Origin of the sequence: Stenotrophomonas sp. 57, from assembly GCF_030291075.1 — a bacterium.
In the GTDB taxonomy this organism is placed as follows: Bacteria; Pseudomonadota; Gammaproteobacteria; order Xanthomonadales; family Xanthomonadaceae; genus Stenotrophomonas.
On sequence record NZ_CP127407.1, the window covers coordinates 4221860 to 4240226 of the forward strand.

Annotated in this window: 16 protein-coding genes; 10 read left to right on the top strand and 6 right to left on the bottom strand. The window is 67.9% G+C overall.

The features are described from left to right. Nucleotides 1-26: 26 nt before the first annotated feature. Complete coding sequence (locus tag QP512_RS19415; RefSeq protein ID WP_286072072.1) at nucleotides 27-812, top strand: helix-turn-helix transcriptional regulator; 786 nt, start codon at nucleotides 27-29, stop codon at nucleotides 810-812. A 157-nt stretch (nucleotides 813-969) separates the two neighbouring features. Here the strand turns inward: QP512_RS19415 and QP512_RS19420 are convergent, their stop codons facing one another. The 4 genes from QP512_RS19420 to QP512_RS19435 form a co-directional block, all read right to left on the bottom strand. Then, nucleotides 970-2154, bottom strand: a complete 1185-nt coding sequence (locus tag QP512_RS19420; protein WP_286070313.1) for an ABC transporter permease — start codon at nucleotides 2152-2154, stop codon at nucleotides 970-972. Continuing rightward, nucleotides 2151-2897 (bottom strand): ATP-binding cassette domain-containing protein, encoded by a 747-nt coding sequence (locus QP512_RS19425; RefSeq protein ID WP_286070314.1) that lies wholly within the window; start codon nucleotides 2895-2897, stop codon nucleotides 2151-2153. The genes QP512_RS19420 and QP512_RS19425 overlap by 4 nt, the downstream gene beginning before the upstream one ends. Further along, nucleotides 2894-4417, bottom strand: coding sequence for an alpha/beta fold hydrolase (locus QP512_RS19430; RefSeq protein WP_286070315.1), 1524 nt, complete (start codon nucleotides 4415-4417; stop codon nucleotides 2894-2896). Before QP512_RS19430 ends, QP512_RS19425 begins: the two co-directional genes overlap by 4 nt. Before the next feature lie 118 nt (nucleotides 4418-4535). Next, nucleotides 4536-5687 carry a GGDEF domain-containing protein gene (locus QP512_RS19435; RefSeq protein WP_286070316.1) on the bottom strand — a complete coding sequence of 384 codons (1152 nt, stop codon included), beginning with the start codon at nucleotides 5685-5687 and terminating at the stop codon, nucleotides 4536-4538. A gap of 154 nt (nucleotides 5688-5841) precedes the next feature. Between QP512_RS19435 and QP512_RS19440 the strand changes: the two genes are divergently transcribed. From QP512_RS19440 to QP512_RS19450, 3 genes are all read left to right on the top strand, one after another. Further along, nucleotides 5842-6327 carry a DUF1203 domain-containing protein gene (locus QP512_RS19440; protein ID WP_058979107.1) on the top strand — a complete coding sequence of 162 codons (486 nt, stop codon included), beginning with the start codon at nucleotides 5842-5844 and terminating at the stop codon, nucleotides 6325-6327. 233 nt (nucleotides 6328-6560) lie between these two features. After that, nucleotides 6561-7727 (top strand): lytic polysaccharide monooxygenase, encoded by a 1167-nt coding sequence (locus QP512_RS19445; RefSeq protein WP_286070317.1) that lies wholly within the window; start codon nucleotides 6561-6563, stop codon nucleotides 7725-7727. Between the two features lie 181 nt (nucleotides 7728-7908). Then, nucleotides 7909-9072, top strand: a complete 1164-nt coding sequence (locus QP512_RS19450; RefSeq protein ID WP_286070318.1) for a lytic polysaccharide monooxygenase — start codon at nucleotides 7909-7911, stop codon at nucleotides 9070-9072. 77 nt (nucleotides 9073-9149) lie between these two features. On the opposite strand, the gene QP512_RS19455 is transcribed toward QP512_RS19450, so the two are convergent. After that, the gene (locus tag QP512_RS19455) at nucleotides 9150-9899 is read right to left on the bottom strand and encodes a ferredoxin--NADP reductase (protein ID WP_286070319.1); all 750 of its coding nucleotides are present in this window, start codon (nucleotides 9897-9899) and stop codon (nucleotides 9150-9152) included. Nucleotides 9900-9984: 85 nt separating this feature from the next. Between QP512_RS19455 and QP512_RS19460 the strand changes: the two genes are divergently transcribed. The 5 genes from QP512_RS19460 to QP512_RS19480 all read left to right on the top strand — a co-directional run bounded on the left by QP512_RS19460 (nucleotide 9985) and on the right by QP512_RS19480 (nucleotide 14878). Then, on the top strand, nucleotides 9985-10953 hold the full coding sequence (locus QP512_RS19460) for an ABC transporter ATP-binding protein (protein ID WP_181389982.1): 969 nt from the start codon (nucleotides 9985-9987) through the stop codon (nucleotides 10951-10953). After that, nucleotides 10950-11741 carry an ABC transporter permease gene (locus tag QP512_RS19465; protein WP_286070320.1) on the top strand — a complete coding sequence of 264 codons (792 nt, stop codon included), beginning with the start codon at nucleotides 10950-10952 and terminating at the stop codon, nucleotides 11739-11741. Before QP512_RS19460 ends, QP512_RS19465 begins: the two co-directional genes overlap by 4 nt. A gap of 320 nt (nucleotides 11742-12061) precedes the next feature. Beyond that, nucleotides 12062-12820, top strand: a complete 759-nt coding sequence (locus QP512_RS19470) for a hypothetical protein (protein WP_286070321.1) — start codon at nucleotides 12062-12064, stop codon at nucleotides 12818-12820. A gap of 196 nt (nucleotides 12821-13016) precedes the next feature. Beyond that, on the top strand, nucleotides 13017-13955 hold the full coding sequence (gene panE / locus QP512_RS19475; protein ID WP_286070322.1) for a 2-dehydropantoate 2-reductase: 939 nt from the start codon (nucleotides 13017-13019) through the stop codon (nucleotides 13953-13955). Next, complete coding sequence (locus QP512_RS19480; RefSeq protein WP_286070323.1) at nucleotides 13952-14878, top strand: NAD-dependent epimerase/dehydratase family protein; 927 nt, start codon at nucleotides 13952-13954, stop codon at nucleotides 14876-14878. Before panE ends, QP512_RS19480 begins: the two co-directional genes overlap by 4 nt. Nucleotides 14879-14958: 80 nt before the next feature. Here the strand turns inward: QP512_RS19480 and QP512_RS19485 are convergent, their stop codons facing one another. Continuing rightward, nucleotides 14959-15756 carry a TatD family hydrolase gene (locus QP512_RS19485; RefSeq protein WP_286070324.1) on the bottom strand — a complete coding sequence of 266 codons (798 nt, stop codon included), beginning with the start codon at nucleotides 15754-15756 and terminating at the stop codon, nucleotides 14959-14961. Nucleotides 15757-15823: 67 nt separating this feature from the next. Here QP512_RS19485 and hrpB point away from each other — a divergent pair, with 67 nt between their 5' ends. Then, complete coding sequence (gene hrpB / locus QP512_RS19490; RefSeq protein ID WP_286070325.1) at nucleotides 15824-18328, top strand: ATP-dependent helicase HrpB; 2505 nt, start codon at nucleotides 15824-15826, stop codon at nucleotides 18326-18328. Nucleotides 18329-18367 lie beyond the last annotated feature (39 nt).

Consider the following 18367-nt stretch of genomic DNA (forward strand, 5'->3'; position numbering starts at 1 on the left):
TTTCTGCCGTATAACTGCCAATGAATATGGCAGATAAGACACTTCCTGCGTTGATCGACCCCGCTCTGGCGGACGCCGGCGATGGTCCCGCGGTGCTGTCGTCGCAACTGCGCGCGTCCGGTCGGCGCCGCACAGCACGCCACCGGCATGTGCGCGGCCAGCTGCTGGGTGCCCACCACGGCGTGCTGCGCATCGAAGCGGGGGATCTGCAGTGGCTGCTTCCTGCCGGGCACGTCGCATGGATACCGCCCTTGATGCCCCACGCACTGGTGGAGGCAGAGGAGTTCGATGGCTGGAGCCTGTACTTCAGCACTGCGGCCTGCGTGGAACTGCCAGCGACGCCCCGTATTTTCCAGCCCAGTGTGCTGCTGCAGGCCGCGACGGCTCGTGCACTGCGATGGCCCCATCGGGTGCTGGAGGCTGCGCAGGAGCGCCTGGCCGGCGTGATCGCCGATGAGATCACCGCCAGCACGCCGCTTCCGCTCGCTCTGCCGCAGCCGCGCGACCGACGCCTGCGCCGGATCGCCGCCGCCCTGGCACGCGCCCCGCGCGACAGCCGCAGCATCGACGACTGGGCCGCCAGCAGCGGTCTGTCCAGCCGCAGCCTCGCCCGCCACTGGCTGGCCGAAACCGGCATGACGCTGGGCCAATGGCGGCAACGACTGCGCGTGCTGCTGGCGCTGCCGCGCCTGCTGTCCGGCGAGCCGGTGATCAGCGTCGCGCTGTCGATGGGGTACAACACGCCCAGCGCCTTCATCGCCGTGTTCAAGCGCGAGATGGGCGTGACGCCTGCGCGGTATGGGGAGGGGTGAGGTGTCCAACGCTCCGGCTGTCTGCACGTGCGATGGGCGCCGGTGATCGCCCAGCGTTGCGCCGCTTGGCAGGCAACGCAGTCCTGGAAACAACGAGGCCCGGGAAGACCGGGCCTCGTTCGACATCCGCCGGGTAGGGCCCGGCGCTACCAGGCCTTCAGCCGGAGATCGCCAGGCGTTCGTTGTGGTACCGGCGCACGGCGGCGAACCACAGCACAGCGGCCAGGCCAAGGCTGGCGCCGAGGTAGATCGCCCACACCGAGGGGGTGATGGTCTCGTGGCGGATCACCTTCAGCAACATCTGGTTCTGCGACAGGAACGGCACTGCGTACTGCCACAGCTGGCTCTTCACCGGGTAGGCAATCAGCGCATAGCCCGGCAGCATCGGCAGCAGCATCAGCCAGGTCATGTGGCTCTGCGCTTCCTTCATGCTCTTGGCCGCTGCGGCCAGGAACGTCAGCAGCGAGGTGCCGATCAGCAGCATCGGCAACATCACCAGCAGCATCTGCACCATGGCGACGATGTTCATGTTGAGCTGGCGGCCGATATTGCCCGGTGCAATCTGCGCGCTCACCTTGAACGCGGCCAGGGTCAACAGCAGCGAGGCGAAGCCAACCATGCAGGCGGCGGCGATCTTGCCGCTGACAATGGCGCTGCGCGATCCCGGCGTGGCCAGCAGCGGCTCCAGCGACTGACGCTCACGCTCGCCGGCGGTGGTGTCCATCACCAGGTAGGCGCCGCCGAGGAACGAGGTGAGGGTCAGCAGGATCGGCAGCAGCGCCGACAGCATCAGGCCACGCTTGGCTTCGGCACTGGCCATGTCCTGGCTGGCCACGTCCAGCGGCCGCGCAACCTGGGCATCAATGCCCCGTGCCATCAGCCGCAGCGCTCCCACCTGCCCGTTGTAGGTGGCCAACGCCGCCTGCAGGCGCGCGGTGGGTACCTCGGCGGCACGCCGCGTGCTGTCGCGGATCACCTCTACCAGCGCCGGCTTGCCATCGGCCCAGTCCTTGCCGAAGTCCGGGCTGATGCGCAGCGCCACGTCGATGTCCTGCGAGCGGATGGCCTCGGCCAGATCCTTCGGCGCCGCAGCGACATTCAGGCCCTGCGCGGCCAGGAAGCGCACCAGGTTCGGCGCGTGCTCGGCACCGATGGTGGGAATCTGCAACGGCTGCTCGATCTGCGTGCGCACGCGGCTTTCGGACAGCTTGCCCATGCCAAGGATCAACAGCGGGTACAGCAGCGGCCCGAACAGCAGGGTCAGGGCCAGCGTGCGGCGATCGCGCGACAGGTCACGCAACTCCTTGCGCATCACCGTCATCAGGGTCGACATCATGCTCATGCGTGCAGGCCCTCTTCGCTGCCGATCAGTTTCACGAACGCATCCTCCAGATTGGTTTCACCGGACTGCGCGCGCAGTTCATCGGCGCTGCCGGCGGCCATCACCGTGCCCTTGGCAATGATCACGATGTGGTCGCACAGCGCCCCCACCTCCTGCATGATGTGGCTGGACAGGATCACGCAGCGGCCTTCTTCGCGCAGCCCCAGCAGGAACCGGCGCAGCGCGCGGGTGGTCATCACGTCCAGGCCGTTGGTAGGTTCGTCGAGGATGACGTTGCGCGGGTCGTGCACCAGTGCACGGGCGATGGCGGTCTTGGTGCGCTGGCCCTGCGAGAAGCCATCGGTCTGGCGATCGAGGATGTCGCCCATGTCCAGTGCATGCGACAGCACTTCGATGCGCTCGCGGATGTGCTGGGCCGAGAGGCCATGCAGTTCGCCGAAGTAGGCGATGTTCTCGCGTGCGGTGAGGCGCTTGTACACGCCGCGCGCATCGGGCAGCACCCCCAGGTGGCGGCGGACGTCCACCGGATTGCGTGCCGCATCGATGCCATCGACGCTGATGCTGCCCTGGTCGGGCGTCATCAGCGTGTACAGCATGCGCATGGTGGTGGTCTTGCCGGCACCGTTGGGGCCCAGCAGGCCGGTGATCTGGCCATCGGCGGCGCGGAAGCCGACGTTGGCCACGGCCTGGATGCGGCCGGTGCGGGTATCGAAGGCCTTGTGCAGGTTGTCGGCGACGATCATGGAGTCCATCCGTTGAACGAGGTGAACGCCGGCACGTAGCTCAGCGTGTCCAGGCAGCTGGCATCGAGCGCCTTGGCCTGGGTGGTGTCGATGAACTGGCCGAGCAGGCGCGGCATGCAGCCGGCGTTGAGCGTGCCGTGGCCCTGCCCGCGGGCAACCAGCGCTCGGCCGTTGGGCAGGCCCTTCAGTACCTGCTCGGCGTAGCGCGGCGGGGTGACCGGGTCCAGTTCACCGGAGAGCAGCAGCGCCGGTACGTCACTGCGCAGCGGCACGGCATTGGCGGCTGGTGCCGGCCGGTGCGGCCATGCCGGGCAGGCGGCGAAGAAGGAACTTGCCACGTCGTTGCCGAACAGGCGCTCGGGATCCTCGGCCGGCGCATGGTAGCGCGGCGCATCCTCGCTGCAGATCACCGACCAATGCATGCCGCGGTTGATCTGGAAGTCCATGCTGCGGTTCGCACCACGCGCCAGCGAGGCGAGCGGCGCGTAGCGGCCGTGCGCGGCTTCATCAAGGACCAGCGGCAGCAATGAGGCGTACTGGGGCACGTAGGAAAACGCAAAAGCCAGGCCCACCACGCTGTCCGGTGTCAGCACATCTTCCCGGGTGTCGTAGGTGCCGGGATCGCGATACTCGACCGAAACCGGTGCACGGCGCAGGGTCTCGACCACGCTGCGCAGCTGCGCACGGGTATCGGTCGGGAAGCGCTTGCTGCATGCAGCGTCCTTGCGGCACTGCGCCGACTGCAGGGCGATCGCGTTTTCGAACGTCCTGGCGAAATCGCCGCCCACCACCAGCTCATTCGGCACCACGCCATCGATGACAATGCTGCGGGTGTGCTGTGGATAGGTACCCGCATAGCGCTGGGCCACGCGGGTGCCGTAGGACGCACCGATCAGATTGATCCGGTCAACACCCAAGGCCTGGCGGACTGCGTCCAGATCAGCAATGGCTTCGCTGGTGGTGTAGAAACGTGCGTCCGCACGCCCCTGCAGGGAAGCCGCGCATCGCTGGGCATAGTCGCGCAGCGAGGCCTCGGAGGGCGCTTCGTTTTCGTCCAGCTGCAATTCCTTGCCGTCGGCGCCCAGGCAGCTGAGCGGGTTGGAGCCGCCGGTGCCGCGCTGGTCGATCAGGAACACGTCGCGTTGCTTGCGCACCTGGCGCAGGGCGCTATCGACGATGACGGCCACCTCGCTGGCGGCCTGGCCGGGGCCGCCGGCCAGGAAGAACACCGGATCGGGCTGGCTGCTGCCGTCGCCGGATTCCAGCCAGGCGATGCGCAGGCCGATGCTGCGGCCTTCGGGATGGGCGCGATCCTCCGGCACCTGCAGGGTGGCGCACTGGGCTTCCACGTTGGCGCTGGCGCCGACGGTGGACAAGGTGCAGGGCTGGAAGCCGATCGTGCCGAAGCGGCGGTTGGGCGCGTCGGTGCTGCCCTTCGCGTCGACAGACGACGTTTGGCTGCAACCGGCAAGCATCAGGCTGGCCAGCATTCCGGCCAGCGCGAGGTGGTGTCTTTGCATCGTGCGTGTTTCCCCTGGAGGACGTTCCTGCCGACCACGACGGGCTGCCGCGGAAGATGTGACCCAACTTACACGGGCAGCGCGTCGGCGGCGATGGGCAGAGGCGGATTCCCGGCCGCTACGGCGCAGGCCAGGCGATCGCGGCCTCCGCCTTGGCCCGGTACAGCGCCGCATCGGCCGCCGCCAGCAGCGTGGACAGGTCGCCTTGGCCTTCGTCCATGGCGAGGCCGATGCTGGCGGTGACCGTCACCGGTCCGGTGGCCAGGCGCGCCGGGCACCGCTGCAGAGCGGCACGGATCGCTTCGGCCCCTGCCATTGCGTCGTCCTGCCTGCTGCCGGCCAGCACCAGCACGAACTCCTCACCGCCGTAACGGCCCAGCAGGGCGTCGTGGCCCGGTGCACAGCGCTGCAGCACCGCTGCGAAATGGCGCAGTACCTCGTCACCGGCCAGATGGCCCCAGCGGTCATTGATCTGCTTGAAGTGATCGACATCCACCAGCAGCAGCGCCAGTGGCCGCCCTTGTCGACGCAGGTTCTGCAGACGCACCTGGCCATCGGCCAGCACGGCACCGCGGTTGAGCAGGCCGGTCAGACCGTCGGTGCGCGCCGCATGCCGCAGGTCGACCAGCATCCGCTCGACCAGCAGCAGCACCATCGCGAAGCAGCGCGCCAGTTCCAGCATCACTCCGGCGATATAGGTGGCGAACATCGGCGAACCGGTGCGCATGATGTCCTCGCCGGCATCCGGGGCCACCGGCAGGAACAGGCGCACGGCATACAGGGTGGCTTCGGCCAGGAACACCGCCGCGGCCAGCCGGCAACTGGTGCGTTGCTGGGCCGGGGCATGGCGCAGCAGCAGCCATGCAATCCAGCCATCGACAACCAGCGCGAACACGCTGAATACCTGCAGGCGCATGCCAAGGTTCGGCCACAGCACCAGGAAGGCGAAGATGCAGGCCATGAACGCGGCCGTCATCAACAACGGCCGCCACGGCGGCAACGGCTGCTCCAGGTGCAGCGCCACGCCGCGCAGCATCATCAGCGCGCAGCCGGCCATCGCTGCATTGCCGGCCAGCACGGCCGGCACCAGTGGCAGATAGGGGCGCAGCGCCAGCAGGGTCACGCCCAGGGTCAGCAGCCACAGGCTGGCGGTCCACTGGCGCAGCACCGGCTGACCGCGCAGCACGACCAGCAGCAGCGAGAACCCCACGGCAATGCCGATGCAGAGCAGGAAGCCAAGCACGGTGATGGTGCGGAAATCCAGGGACATGCAGCGCTCGTCGGCCGGGGCGGCGCGCGCATCTTAGCGCCTTGCAGCGCGATTCCCGTGGTGTTCCCCGGCTTGAGGGGGATGCCGGGTCTGAAAACGGCGAGCAGGACGACCGGCGCATGCGCAGAATCCGCGCACAACCCAGGAGACGCCCATGCACGCGTGGTACCTCGGTGGCATCGACCACCGCCCCTTCCTGCCCCTGTTCGAGATGAGTGACAACGCGCTGGCGGCACTGGGAATCCAGCGCCGCTGGGCAGGCGATTCGGGAGGACACCCTTGCCGGATCAGCCTGAGCGATGCTCCCTGCGGCAGCGAACTGCTCCTGCTGTCCCATGTGCACCTGCCGTTGCACTCGCCCTATCGCGCCTCCGGCCCGATCTTCGTGCAGCGCGGCGTGACCCGTTGCGTACTGCCCGCCGGGGAAGTGCCGCCTTATGTGCAGCGCCGCATGATTTCGTTGCGTGCCTACGACCGCGCAGCGCTGATGCGCAGTGCGCAGGTCTGCGCCGGCTCCGAGGTTGCCACCCAGCTGGACACGATCTTCGCCGATCCAGCGGTGGCCTTCGTCCAGCTGCACAACGCAGCGCATGGCTGCTTCTCATGCCAGGCAGATCGGGTCGGCATCAACGCCACGTAGCGCCACCTCCATGACGTGATCGATGGCACGCCGATCGCGTGACCGCTGGCGCATCCGTTCAGCACCGCGTGAAGCCTGCGGGAAAGGCTTCACATGCACAGTCACGGATCGGCATTTCCAGGGTTCCGCCGCCCGCACCACGACTCGATACTCGCGGTGGTGCCGCCGCAAGTCCGCCGCGCAGCGCAACGCCTGCGGTCACCGTTCCCTTTCGACGACCACAAGGATGCGCCATGTCATTCCGAACCACACCGTTGCTGCTGACCACCGCGTTCGCCGCAGCAGGCCTCGGCCTGGCCGGCACTGCAGCCGCCCACGGCACCATGACCACGCCGGTCAGCCGTGTCTATGCCTGCTTCCAGGGCAATCCCGAGAACCCGACCAACCCGGCCTGTGCCGCCGCCAAGGCGATCGGCGGCTCGCAGGCGTTCTACGACTGGAATGGCATCAACCAGGCCAACGCCAATGGCAACCACCAGGCGGTGGTGCCCGATGGCAAGCTGTGCAGCGGCAACAACCCGACCTTCCGCGGCCTGGACGTGGACCGCAGCGACTGGCAGACCACGCCGATCCAGCCTGATGCCAATGGCAGATTCACCTTCGTGTTCAAGGCCACCGCGCCGCATGCCACGCGCGACTGGCGCTTCTTCGTCACCCGCGAAGGCTGGCAGCCGGGCAGCCCCTTGCGCTGGGCCGACCTGCAGGAATTCTGCACGCTGGGCAATACGCCGCTGTCGGCCGATGGCACCTACAAGCTGCAGTGCACGTTGCCGCAGCGCAGCGGCCAGCACGTGATCTACAACACCTGGCAGCGCTCGGATTCGACCGAAGCGTTCTACACCTGCATGGACGTGCGCTTCCAGGGCGGCGGCACCACGCCAGCGCCGCAATGGCAGGATGCCGGCCCGGTCACTGCGCGCGGTGAGCTGCCGGTCGGCACGACGCTGGCGCTGCGCGTGTTCAACGCCAACGGCAACGATGTCGAGCGCGTGGAGGCCACCCTGGCCAGCGGCCAGACAGCCCCGGCACAGTGGCCGCTGGTGCTGGCACGCAAGGTCAATGCCGATGCACAGCATGCGCGGCTGGGTGTGCTCAGCAACGGCGTGATCACGCCCACCGCATCGGCCACCGCCAACCGTGTGTACCTGAAGGACGGCAACCGCTTCCAGCTCGACACCAAGGTGCCGGGCCCGGGCACGCCGTCGCCGGGCGGTGATTTCGACCATGTGTACCCGGCCGGTCTTGGCAGCTATACGCCCGGCCAGACCGTGGTGAAGGGCACCGACGGCAAGCTGTACGCCTGCCGTCCCTTCCCGGAAGGCGCCTGGTGCAACGTCAATGCAGAGGCCTACCGTCCTGGCACCGGCGCTACCTGGCGGGATGCCTGGATCGCGTACTGAGACCGGGTGCAAGGAACGGTGGCAGAGCACCGTTCCCTGCAAAGTGTGAGATGCGCTGGCAGGCGAGTGTGAAGTCACTCCCACGCCACACAACGCAACGCGTTTTTCAAAGTAATCCGATGGATACCGGCAGCCGGGATGCCGAGACTTCGCGGGGTTCCACCACCCAAAGGAAATCTCAATGCATCTTTCCCAGCGGGCCGTCCTCGCGCTGTCCGTGATCGCCGGCGTAGCCGCTTCAGGCAGCGCGTTCGCCCACGGCACCCTGTCCAAGCCCTCCAGCCGCGTCTATTCCTGCTACCAGGGAAATCCTGAAAACCCGACCAATCCGGCCTGCGCCGCCGCCAAACACGTCGGGGGTGCGCAGCCGTTCTATGACTGGGCCGGCGTCAACCAGGCCAACGCCAACGGCAACCATCAAGCGGTGGTTCCAGATGGAGAGTTGTGCAGCGGCGGCAACAGCAAGTACCGCGGCCTCGATCTGAACCGCAGTGACTGGCCGACCTCGCCGATCCGCGCCGATTCGCATGGGCGTTACACCTTCGAGTTCAAGGCGCCGGCCCCGCATGCCACCCGCGAGTGGAAGTTCTACGTCACCCGCGACGGTTGGCAGCCGGGCAGCCCGTTGCGCTGGGCCGACCTGGAAGCGTTCTGCACGCTGGGCAACGTGCCGGTTTCCGGCGACGTCTACAAGCTGGATTGCCCGCTGCCCAAGCGTAGCGGCCAACACGTCATCTACAACACCTGGCAGCGCTCGGATTCCGGTGAAGCGTTCTATACCTGCGCGGACGTGCGCTTCGAGGGGGGCGGTGGCGTGACCCCACCGCCGCAGTGGCAGGATGCAGGCCCGGTCACGGCTCGCGGTGCGCTGGACGTGGGCACCACCGTGACCCTGCGCGTCTTCAACGACCAGGGCAACGACTTGGAACGCCCGGAGATCACCTTGGCCGCAGGTCAGACCGCTGCGAACCAGTGGCCGCTGGCGCTGGCCCGCAAGGTCAACGCCAGCGCACAGCATGCCCGCGTGGGTGTGTTGAAGAATGGCGTGATCACGCCGGTGGCATCGGCTACCGAGAACCGCGTGTACCTGACACCGGGCCACCTGTTCCAGCTCGATACCCGGGTGCCGGATCCGGATCCGGTCGATCCGCCGCCCGGCGACTACGACTTCGTGTACCCGGCCGGTCTCGGCAGCTACATCCCCGGCCAGACCGTCGTGAAGGGCACCGACGGCAAGCTGTACGCATGCCGCCCGTTCCCGGAAGGCGCCTGGTGCAACATCAATGCCGAGGCCTACCGTCCGGGCACCGGTTCTGCGTGGCGGGATGCCTGGATCGCATACTGAGGCAGGCTACGGGGGCGGCATGAGGCCGCCTCCGGTTCATCAGGAGGTTGCCGGCCAGCGGCCGGCACCACCCTGGCCTACTTGCTGCTGACGTACTTCTCGCGGCGGATCTGCGGGTTGCCCAGGCCAGCCGCCTTGAGCAGCTCGGCGCAGGCATCGACCATGTCCGGGTTGCCGCACAGGTAGGCGATGTCGGTGGCCGGGTCCGGCGTGAAGGCGGCCAACGCCTGCTGCACGTAGCCATGCTGCACGTCCGGGTGAGCATCGGCCGGCAGTTCCCGCGACAGGCATGGAACATAACGGAAGTTCGGGTGCTTTTCGGCGAAGCTGTAGAAATCTCCGCTGTACAGCAGCTCTCCCGGGCTGCGCGCGCCCTGCAGCAGCACGATCTGTACGCCGCGCTCGGCCATGGCCGTTTCCAGCAGCGGCAGCATCGAGCGGTACGGGGTGACGCCGGTGCCGGTGGCGATCAGCAGGTAGCGGGCGTTGTGGTCGCCTGGGTTCAGGCAGAATCGGCCGTACGGGCCGGACGCGCTGACCTGGCTGCCCTGCTCCAGTGCCTCGAACAGGGCCGTGGCGGCGCCACCGGGCACGAAACTGACCGCGATGTCCACCGCCTCGCCTGGGCCCAGCGCGTGGTCGTGGATGGTCGCCAGCGAGTAGCTGCGCTTGGTTTCGGTGCCGTCGGCGTAGCTGAAATGGACCTGGATGAACTGGCCGGGCTGGAAGTCCAGCGGCTGTCCATCGTCACGCACGAACTGGTAGTGGCCGACGGTCGGGGCCAGCATGCGGCAGCCGACCAGCTTGAGGGGGAATTGAACAGGCACGACTTTTCGGGACAGTGTGTAGCCGGGGCAAGCCCTCGGGGTCTTCTATAATAGCCCCTCCCCGCCCCCTCTCCAGCGCCAGCCCATGGGCGCGAAGGCTTCGAGCTTGGCATCCCAGAACGATACGGCGCCCGCCCTGCGCGTGCGCGACCTGCGCAAGACCTACGACAACGGCACCCAGGCCCTCAAGGGCGTTTCCCTGGAAGTGGCCCCGGGCGACTTCTTCGCCCTGCTCGGCCCCAACGGCGCCGGCAAGTCGACCCTGATCGGCATCATCAGCTCCCTGGTCAACCTCAGCGAGGGCCAGGTGGAAGTGTTCGGCAGCGACCTGGTGCGCAACCGCAGCGCCACCATGCGCCTGATCGGGCTGGTGCCGCAGGAGATCAACTTCAACCTGTTCGAGAAGCCCTTCGACATCCTGGTGAACTACGCCGGTTTCTACGGCGTGCCGCGTGAGGAAGCCGAGCAGCGCGCCGAAGAGGAACTCAAGCGCGCGCACCTGTGGGAAAAGGCCCAGGTGATGAGCCGCACGCTGTCCGGCGGCATGAAGCGCCGGCTGATGATCGCCCGCGCGATGATGACCCGCCCGCGCCTGCTGATCCTGGACGAACCGACCGCCGGCGTGGACATCGAGATCCGCCGCGACATGTGGCGCGTGCTGAAGGAGATCAATGCCGCCGGCACCACGATCATCCTCACCACGCACTACCTGGAAGAAGCCGAGTACCTGTGCCGCCACCTGGCGATCATCAACCACGGCCAGATCGTCGAGCAGGGCCCGATGCGCGCCCTGCTGGCCAAGCTGGACGTGGAAGGCTTCCTGCTGGATATCGACGGTGAGCTGCCGGCGCAGCTGCCGGTGATCGAAGGCGCGACCCTGACCGCCCCCGACCCGCATACGCTGGACATCGACATGCCGCGCGCGATGGATCTCAACCGCGTGTTCGCCACGCTGAACGAGGCTGGCATCCGCGTGCGTTCGATGCGTACCAAGAGCAACCGCCTGGAGGAGCTGTTCGTGCGCCTCACCGGCAACCTGGAGACTTCCGCATGAGCACCACCGAGCTGACCGACGGCCAGCGCAACCGCGTCGCGCTGATGACCATCGTGCGCCGCGAAGTCGCCCGCATCATGCGCATCTGGGGCCAGACCCTGGTACCGCCGGCGATCACCATGACCCTTTACTTCCTGATCTTCGGCAACCTGATCGGGTCGCGCGTGGGTGACATGGGCGGCTACAGCTACATGCAGTTCATCGTACCGGGGCTGGTGATGATGAGCGTGATCCAGAACAGCTACGGCAACATCAGTTCCTCGTTCTTCGGTGCCAAGTTCGGCCGCCACGTGGAAGAGCTGCTGGTCAGCCCGATGCCGAACTGGGTGATCCTGTGGGGCTACGTGGCCGGCGCCGTGCTGCGCGGCCTGATGGTGGGCGTGATCGTGCTGATCATCGCGATGTTCTTCACCCCGGTGCGCATTCCGCATCCGCTGGTGATGCTGACCACGGTGATCCTGGGCGCGACGATCTTCTCGCTGGCCGGTTTCATCAACGCGGTGTATGCGAAGAAATTCGACGACGTGGCGATCGTGCCGACCTTCATCCTGACCCCGCTGACCTACCTGGGCGGCGTGTTCTATTCGGTGAAGCTGCTGCCGGGCTGGGCCGAAGCGGCCACGCATGCGAACCCGATCTTCTACATGGTCAATGCGTTCCGCTATGGCCTGCTGGGCAGCAGCGATGTGCCGCTGCCGGTGGCGTACGGCCTGATGATCGGCTTTGTGGTGGTGCTGACGGCGCTGGCGCTGTGGCTGCTGCGCCGCGGTGTCGGCATGCGCAGCTGAGTTTTGCGTGCAGGGCCTGCGGCCCTGCACCCGCTGAGTAGTGCCGGCCGCTGGCCGCCGACAGCCAAGGCGGAAGCAGCATGAGTTGGGCGGGACGGTGTGGGGATGCAGGACACGCCGTAAACCCGTCCGTGGGGGCTCAATGGCGCCATCCATGGCGCCAACGGTCCTGCATCCCCACACCGTCCCACCCCTGATAGTTTCCTTCCGTCGGTAGGTGTCGACCTTGGCCGGCACGATGGATCCACGCCACGCGTGGATGAAGCGTCCCAAGCCGATGCTCGGCTCTTTTCGTTCGGGATTGCGGCTAGGCTGTGGCGATGAAGATCACTTCCATTCCGTTGGACAAGGCCGTGTCGGACGGTCCCATCGATGCCTTCAGCCATGTGGTGCTGGGCGATTCGCCCACGTTGGATGAGGTGCTGGATTGCCTGGCGTCGCTGCATGTGGCCAATCCCCGCCATCGCTATCTGTGCACGCTCGACGATGTCGGTCAGTGCCGTTACACCAGCATGCACGCGTCCGACGACGAGCGCATCGCACTTTATGAGGACGAAGAGCCGGCGACCCCCGAAGATGCGTTGGCGGCACGTGAGCGGTTGCTGGCGCATGTCGTCGCGCAGCTCGAACATTCCTCTCATCGGCTGGAATGGACCACCCTGCCGGGTACCTTGCTGTGCAATGACGCAGACATCGAGGCGCTGGTCACGGCCAATGCCGCACCCGACCTCATCGTCGACGAAGCCGTCTGCGTACAGCAGGTGCCGGTGGACCGCGACGACCTGCTGATTGCCGCCCTGCCCAACGGCTACTTCAGCGCGGACTGGGACATCTTCCAGAACCATGCCCTGATACGGCACCTGCAGAAGCGCTACGACTACCGCCTGTTCGGACTCGGCGCATCGTGGCTCGGCTTCCAGCGCAACCGCTCGCCATCGCCAGCAGAGGCGAACGCGTTGGTGGCGGACCTGCAGCGCGTCTATGCCGCAGGAACGGACAATGCCTGGTCACAACTGGCTGCGACGCTGGCCACCCGAACCACGCTTCTATTGGGATACACCGAAGACTTCAGCGAGTAGCTGCCCTGAGCACCGCTCCACTCGAGCGAGCGCAGCGAGCGACCTGCTTCCGCTCTTGATCCGGTTCCCGTGGTGGCCGCGCCCGGCGAACCCCGATGAACAGTGCTTTCCGCGAACCACCACGAGGGGCTCAGCCGCCCGCTGCAATCTCCGGCACAATCGCAGTTCTGATTCCCCCAGAAACGGTGAACGTGCAATGCGCATCCTGATCCTCGGCGCCGGCGGTACCGGCGGTTACTTCGGTGGTCGCCTGGCCCAGGCCGGCGTGGACGTGACCTTCCTCGTGCGCCCCGCCCGCGCAGCGCAGCTGGACCGCGATGGCCTGGTCATCCGCAGCCCGATCGGCGATGCCTGCTTCCCGGTGCAGCACGTGACCGCCGAGGCACTGCCCGCGCTCGCCGCGCAGAAGCCGTTCGATCTGGTCATTCTCAGCTGCAAGGCCTACGACCTGGACAGTTCGATCGATGCGATCGCCGCGACCGTGGGTGAGAACACCACCGTGCTGCCCATCCTCAACGGCCTGCATCACTACAACGCGCTGGATGCGCGCTTCGGCCGCGAGGCGGTGATGGGCGGCCTGTGCTTCATCAGCGCCACCAAGGCCGCCGACGGCGCCGTGCTGCACCTGGGCAAGCCGGCCAAGCTCACCTTTGGCGAGCGCGATGGCGGCGCGATTTCCCCGCGCGTGCGCGCCTTCGCTGCCGCCTGCTCACAGGCCAATCTTGATCACCTTGCCAGCGAGCACATCGGCCAGGAGCAATGGATCAAGTACACCTTCCTGACCGCGCTGGCCGCAGCCACCTGCCTGCTGCGTGCGGACATCGGCACCATTGTCGCCACCGATGATGGCCAGGCCATCGTGCGCGGCCTGTACGACGAATGCCTGGCCGTGGCCGAAGCGGCCGGTGAACCGATTCCTGACAGCGCGCAGGACACCGCGCGCGGCACCTTGACCCAGGCCGGATCTGCGCTGAAGGCGTCGATGCTGCGCGATCTGGAGGCCGGTCAGCAGGTGGAAGCCGAGCAGATCGTCGGCGACATGCTGGCGCGTGCGCGCAAGGCCGACCAGGAAGGCCTGTTGCTGCAGGTCGCCTACAGCAGCCTGCAGGCCTACCAGGCCCAGCGCGTCGCGTGAGCCTCGCGCTGCAGGCTGGCGCACTGCCGGCGCGGGTGCTGATCCTCGGCCTGGGCTGGAGTGGCCGCGTGTTGGCCGCGCAGCTGCGGGCGCGCGGCGTGCAGGTTACTGGGACGGTGCGCGATCCGGCAGCGGCGCCCGATGACGGTCTTCGTCGGTATCGGTTGCAGGCCGACACCGCGCCTTCGCCCGATCTGCTCGAGGAGATCGCACACGCCGAGGCCGTGCTGTGCAGCGTGCCGCCCGATGCCGAGGGCGACCCTGCCTTGCGGCGGCTGCTGCCCGCGCTGTTGGCCAGCCCGGCCCTGCGCTGGGTCGGCTATCTGTCGTCCACATCGGTGTATGACGACCGCGCTGGCGGTTGGATCGACGAAACCAGCGCCGCAGATGCCACCGGGGCCGTCGGTGTGCAGCGCCTGCTCGCGGAAGCCCAGTGGCGTGCACTGGCCCGGCAACGCGGCATCGCCTCGGCGGTGTTCCGCCTTCCGGGTCTCTATGGGCCGGGGCGCAATGCGCTGCTGCAGCTGTCGCAGGGCCGCGCACGCCATGTGGTTCGCCCCGGCCTGGTGTTCAACCGCCTGCATGTGCAGGATCTTGCCGTGGTCATCATCGCCGCGCTGCAGCGACCCACGGCGCAAGGGTTGTACCTGCCCAGCGACGACGAGCCGGCACCGCCGCAGCACGTGCTGGCCTTCGCCGCACAGCTGGGTGGGTTTGCGATGCCACCGGCCGTGGCCTGGGATGACCCGGCACTGAGCCCGGCGCTGCGGCGCTTCTACGCGAGCAACAAGCGCATCAACAGCCGGGGCACGCGTGAAGCACTGGGGTGGGCACCGCGGTTTCCGACGTATCGGGAAGGGCTGACGGATCTTGCCGCTTCGCTCGCCGGGCACGGCCCGGCGCTACCGGACAGCGCTTCGTAGAGCCGAGCCCATGCTCGGCTGCTCTCCCGGTATCCGTCGCGCTGCGTGCGATGAGCCGAGCATGGGCTCGGCTCTACGGATCAACCCACGTCGGGCAGGCGGAAGAACGTGCGCGCGGCCGCCGTGGCATTGGCCGCGGTCACCGCAACGTCCTCGCCACGATCACGTGCCAGCTCTTCCACGATGTGCGACAGGAACATCGGTTCGTTGCGGCGGTCCTTCGGCATCGGTTTCAGCGTGCGCGGCAGCAGGTACGGCGCGTCGGTCTCGATCATCAGTCGATCGGCGGGGATGTTCTTCACCAGTTCTCGCAGGTGCGCGCCACGGCGCTCATCACACAGCCAGCCGGTGATGCCGATGTACCAGTCCTGGTCCAGGTAGTCGAACAGTTCGTCGCGTTCACCGGTGAAGCAATGCACCACCGCGGGGCCGATACGACCTTCGAAGTTCTTCATCTGCGCCATGAAATCGGCATGTGCGTCGCGCTGGTGCAGGAACAGCGGCTTTCCATTCTCCGCGGCCAGCTGCAGCTGGCGCTCGAACGCGCGGTGCTGGGCCGGGCGCGGCGAGAAATCACGGAAGTAGTCCAGCCCGCACTCACCCACCGCCACCACTTCCGGGTGAGCGTGCAGCGCGCGCATCTCGGCATCGCATTCGTCGGTGTATTCCACCGCATGATGCGGGTGCACGCCGGCGGTGGCATACAGGAAGCCCGGATGCTGCTGCGCCAGCTGCAGGGCCAGCGGCGAGTGCTCGCGGCTGGCGCCGGTGATGACCATCTGCGCCACGCCGGCCTGGCGCGCGCGGTCCAGCACGGCGTCACGGTCGCGGTCGAAGGAATCGTGGGTCAGGTTGGCGCCGATATCGATCAGGTGCATGGTCATCGCGTGGGAAAAGTGCCCGCGCATTGTACCTGCGCCCGCCGTGGCCCCTTATCCTTTGCACATGAACGCCCCGCTCTTCCCGATTTCCCCGTTGCTGCCGCAGATCCAGCAGCACCTGGCCGCGCAGCCGCGGCTGGTGCTGGAAGCCCCGCCCGGCGCCGGCAAGACCACCCAGGTGCCGCTGGCGCTGCTCGATGCACCGTGGCTGCAGGGCCGGAAGATCATCCTGCTGGAGCCGCGCCGGGTGGCCGCACGCAGCGCGGCGCTGTTCATGGCGCGGCAGCTGGGCGAAGAGGTGGGCGGCACCGTCGGCTACCGCATCCGTTTCGAGAACAAGGTTTCGTCGCGCACGCGGATCGAGGTGGTCACCGAAGGCATCCTGACCCGCATGCTGCAGGACGACCCGATGCTGGAAGAGGTCGGCGCGATCCTGTTCGACGAATTCCACGAGCGCCATCTCAGCGGTGACCTCGGCCTGGCGCTGGCGCTGGACGTGCAGGCACAGCTGCGCGATGACCTGCGTCTGGTGGTGATGTCCGCCACGCTGGATGGCGAGCGCTTGGCACGCTTCCTCGATGCGCCGCGACTGAGCAGCGAGGGCCGCAGCTACCCGGTGGCGATCAGCCATTTCCCGGCGCGCCGCGATGAGTCGCTGGAGCTGCAGGTACGCCGCGCGGTGCAGCAGGCGCTGGCCGAACACCCCGGCGACCTGCTGGTGTTCCTGCCCGGCCAACGAGAGATCGCGCGCGTGCAGGCGGGATTGCAGGACGCGCTGGACAGCAGCATCGAAGTGCTGGCCCTGCATGGTGAGCTGCCGGTGGAACAGCAGGCACGCGTGCTGCAGGCAGCCAGCGATGGCCGCCGCCGCGTGGTGCTGGCCACCAACGTGGCCGAGTCCTCGGTGACCCTGCCCGGCGTGCGCGTGGTGATCGACAGCGGCCAGGCGCGCGAACCGCGCTACGACCCCAACAGCGGCTTCACCCGGCTGGACGTGGTGGCCATCGCGCAGGCCTCGGCCGACCAGCGTGCCGGCCGTGCCGGACGCGTGGCCGAAGGCGTAGCCTGGCGCCTGTGGCCGCAGTCGCAGCGGCTGGAACCGCAGCGCCGCGCCGAGATCGACCAGGTGGAACTGGCCGGACTGGCACTGGAACTGGCTGCCTGGGGCAGCAGCGACCTGCGCTTCCTCGACCCGCCGCCGACCGGCCCGATGGGCGCGGCGCGCGAGCTGCTGCAACGCCTGGGTGCGCTGTCGGACTCGGGCGCGATCACCGCGCTCGGCCGGCGCGTGCTGGCGCTGGGTACGCACCCGCGCATGGCGGCGATGCTGCTGGCCGCGCCGGATGCACACGCGCAGGCACTGGCGGCGGATCTGGCCGCGCTCCTTGAAGCGCGCGATCCGCTGCGCCAGGGCGGTGACGCCTTGGCTGCGCGCTGGCGGGCACTGGCGGCGTTCCGTAATGGGCGTGCACCCGGCGACGCCAATCGCAGCGGGCTGGCTGCCATCGATGCCGCCGCCAAGCAGTGGCGCCGACGCCTGCGCTGTGACGCCTCGCCGCCCGCCAGCGTCGAGGCACACCAGCTCGGTGACCTGCTCGCACATGCATTCCCTGATCGGATCGGTTTCCAGCATCCCAGCGATCCATTGCGCTACCTGCTGGCCAATGGTCGCAGCGCGCGCCTGCACGAACTGAGCGACCTGCGTGGCGAACCGTGGCTCGTGGCCAGCGAGCTTCGCTTTGAGTCACGCGATGCGCTGCTGCTGCGTGCCGCACCGGTGGACGAAGGCCAGCTGCGCAAGGCGTGGCCGGAGCGCTTCGTCACCGAAGATGTGGTCCGCTGGGAAAGCGAGCGCCGCGCCCTGGTGGCCCTGCGCGAGACCCGTTTCGACCGCATCGTGCTGGACAGCCGCTCGGCCGGCCGGGTCGATCCGCAGCACGCCGCGCAGGCGCTGACTGACGCGGTGGCCGAGCTCGGCCTGCAGGCGCTGCCATGGACCGAAGGCCTGCGCCAGTGGCAGGCACGGGTGGAATCACTGCGGCGCTGGATGCCGGAGCTGGACCTGCCCGATTGCAGCGACGACGCTCTGCTGGCCACGCGCGCGCAGTGGCTGCAACCTGCGTTCGCCGGCAAGAGCCGCCTGGATGCGTTGGAGGAGTCCAGCTTCGGCGAAGCGCTGAAGTCGCCGCTGGAGTGGTCGCAGCGGCAGCTGGTCGAGCGCCATGCGCCGACCCGCATCACCGTACCTTCAGGCTTGGAACGGCCGATCACCTACGCGTTGGACAGCGAAAGTGGCGAGCCGTTGCCGCCGGTGCTGGCGGTGAAGCTGCAGGAACTGTTCGGCCTGGCTGATACGCCGCGCATCGCCGATGGGCGCGTGCCGCTGACCCTGCACCTGCTGTCGCCCGGTGGCCGGCCGCTGCAGGTCACCCAGGACCTGCGCAACTTCTGGGAAAACACCTACGCCGAAGTGAAAAAGGAGATGAAGGGCCGCTACCCGCGCCATCCGTGGCCGGATGACCCGTGGACGGCCACGGCCACGCACCGGGCCAAGCCACGCGGGACCTGACCGGCCCTGCCGGCACCACCGGTTGCGGACCCTGCCTGA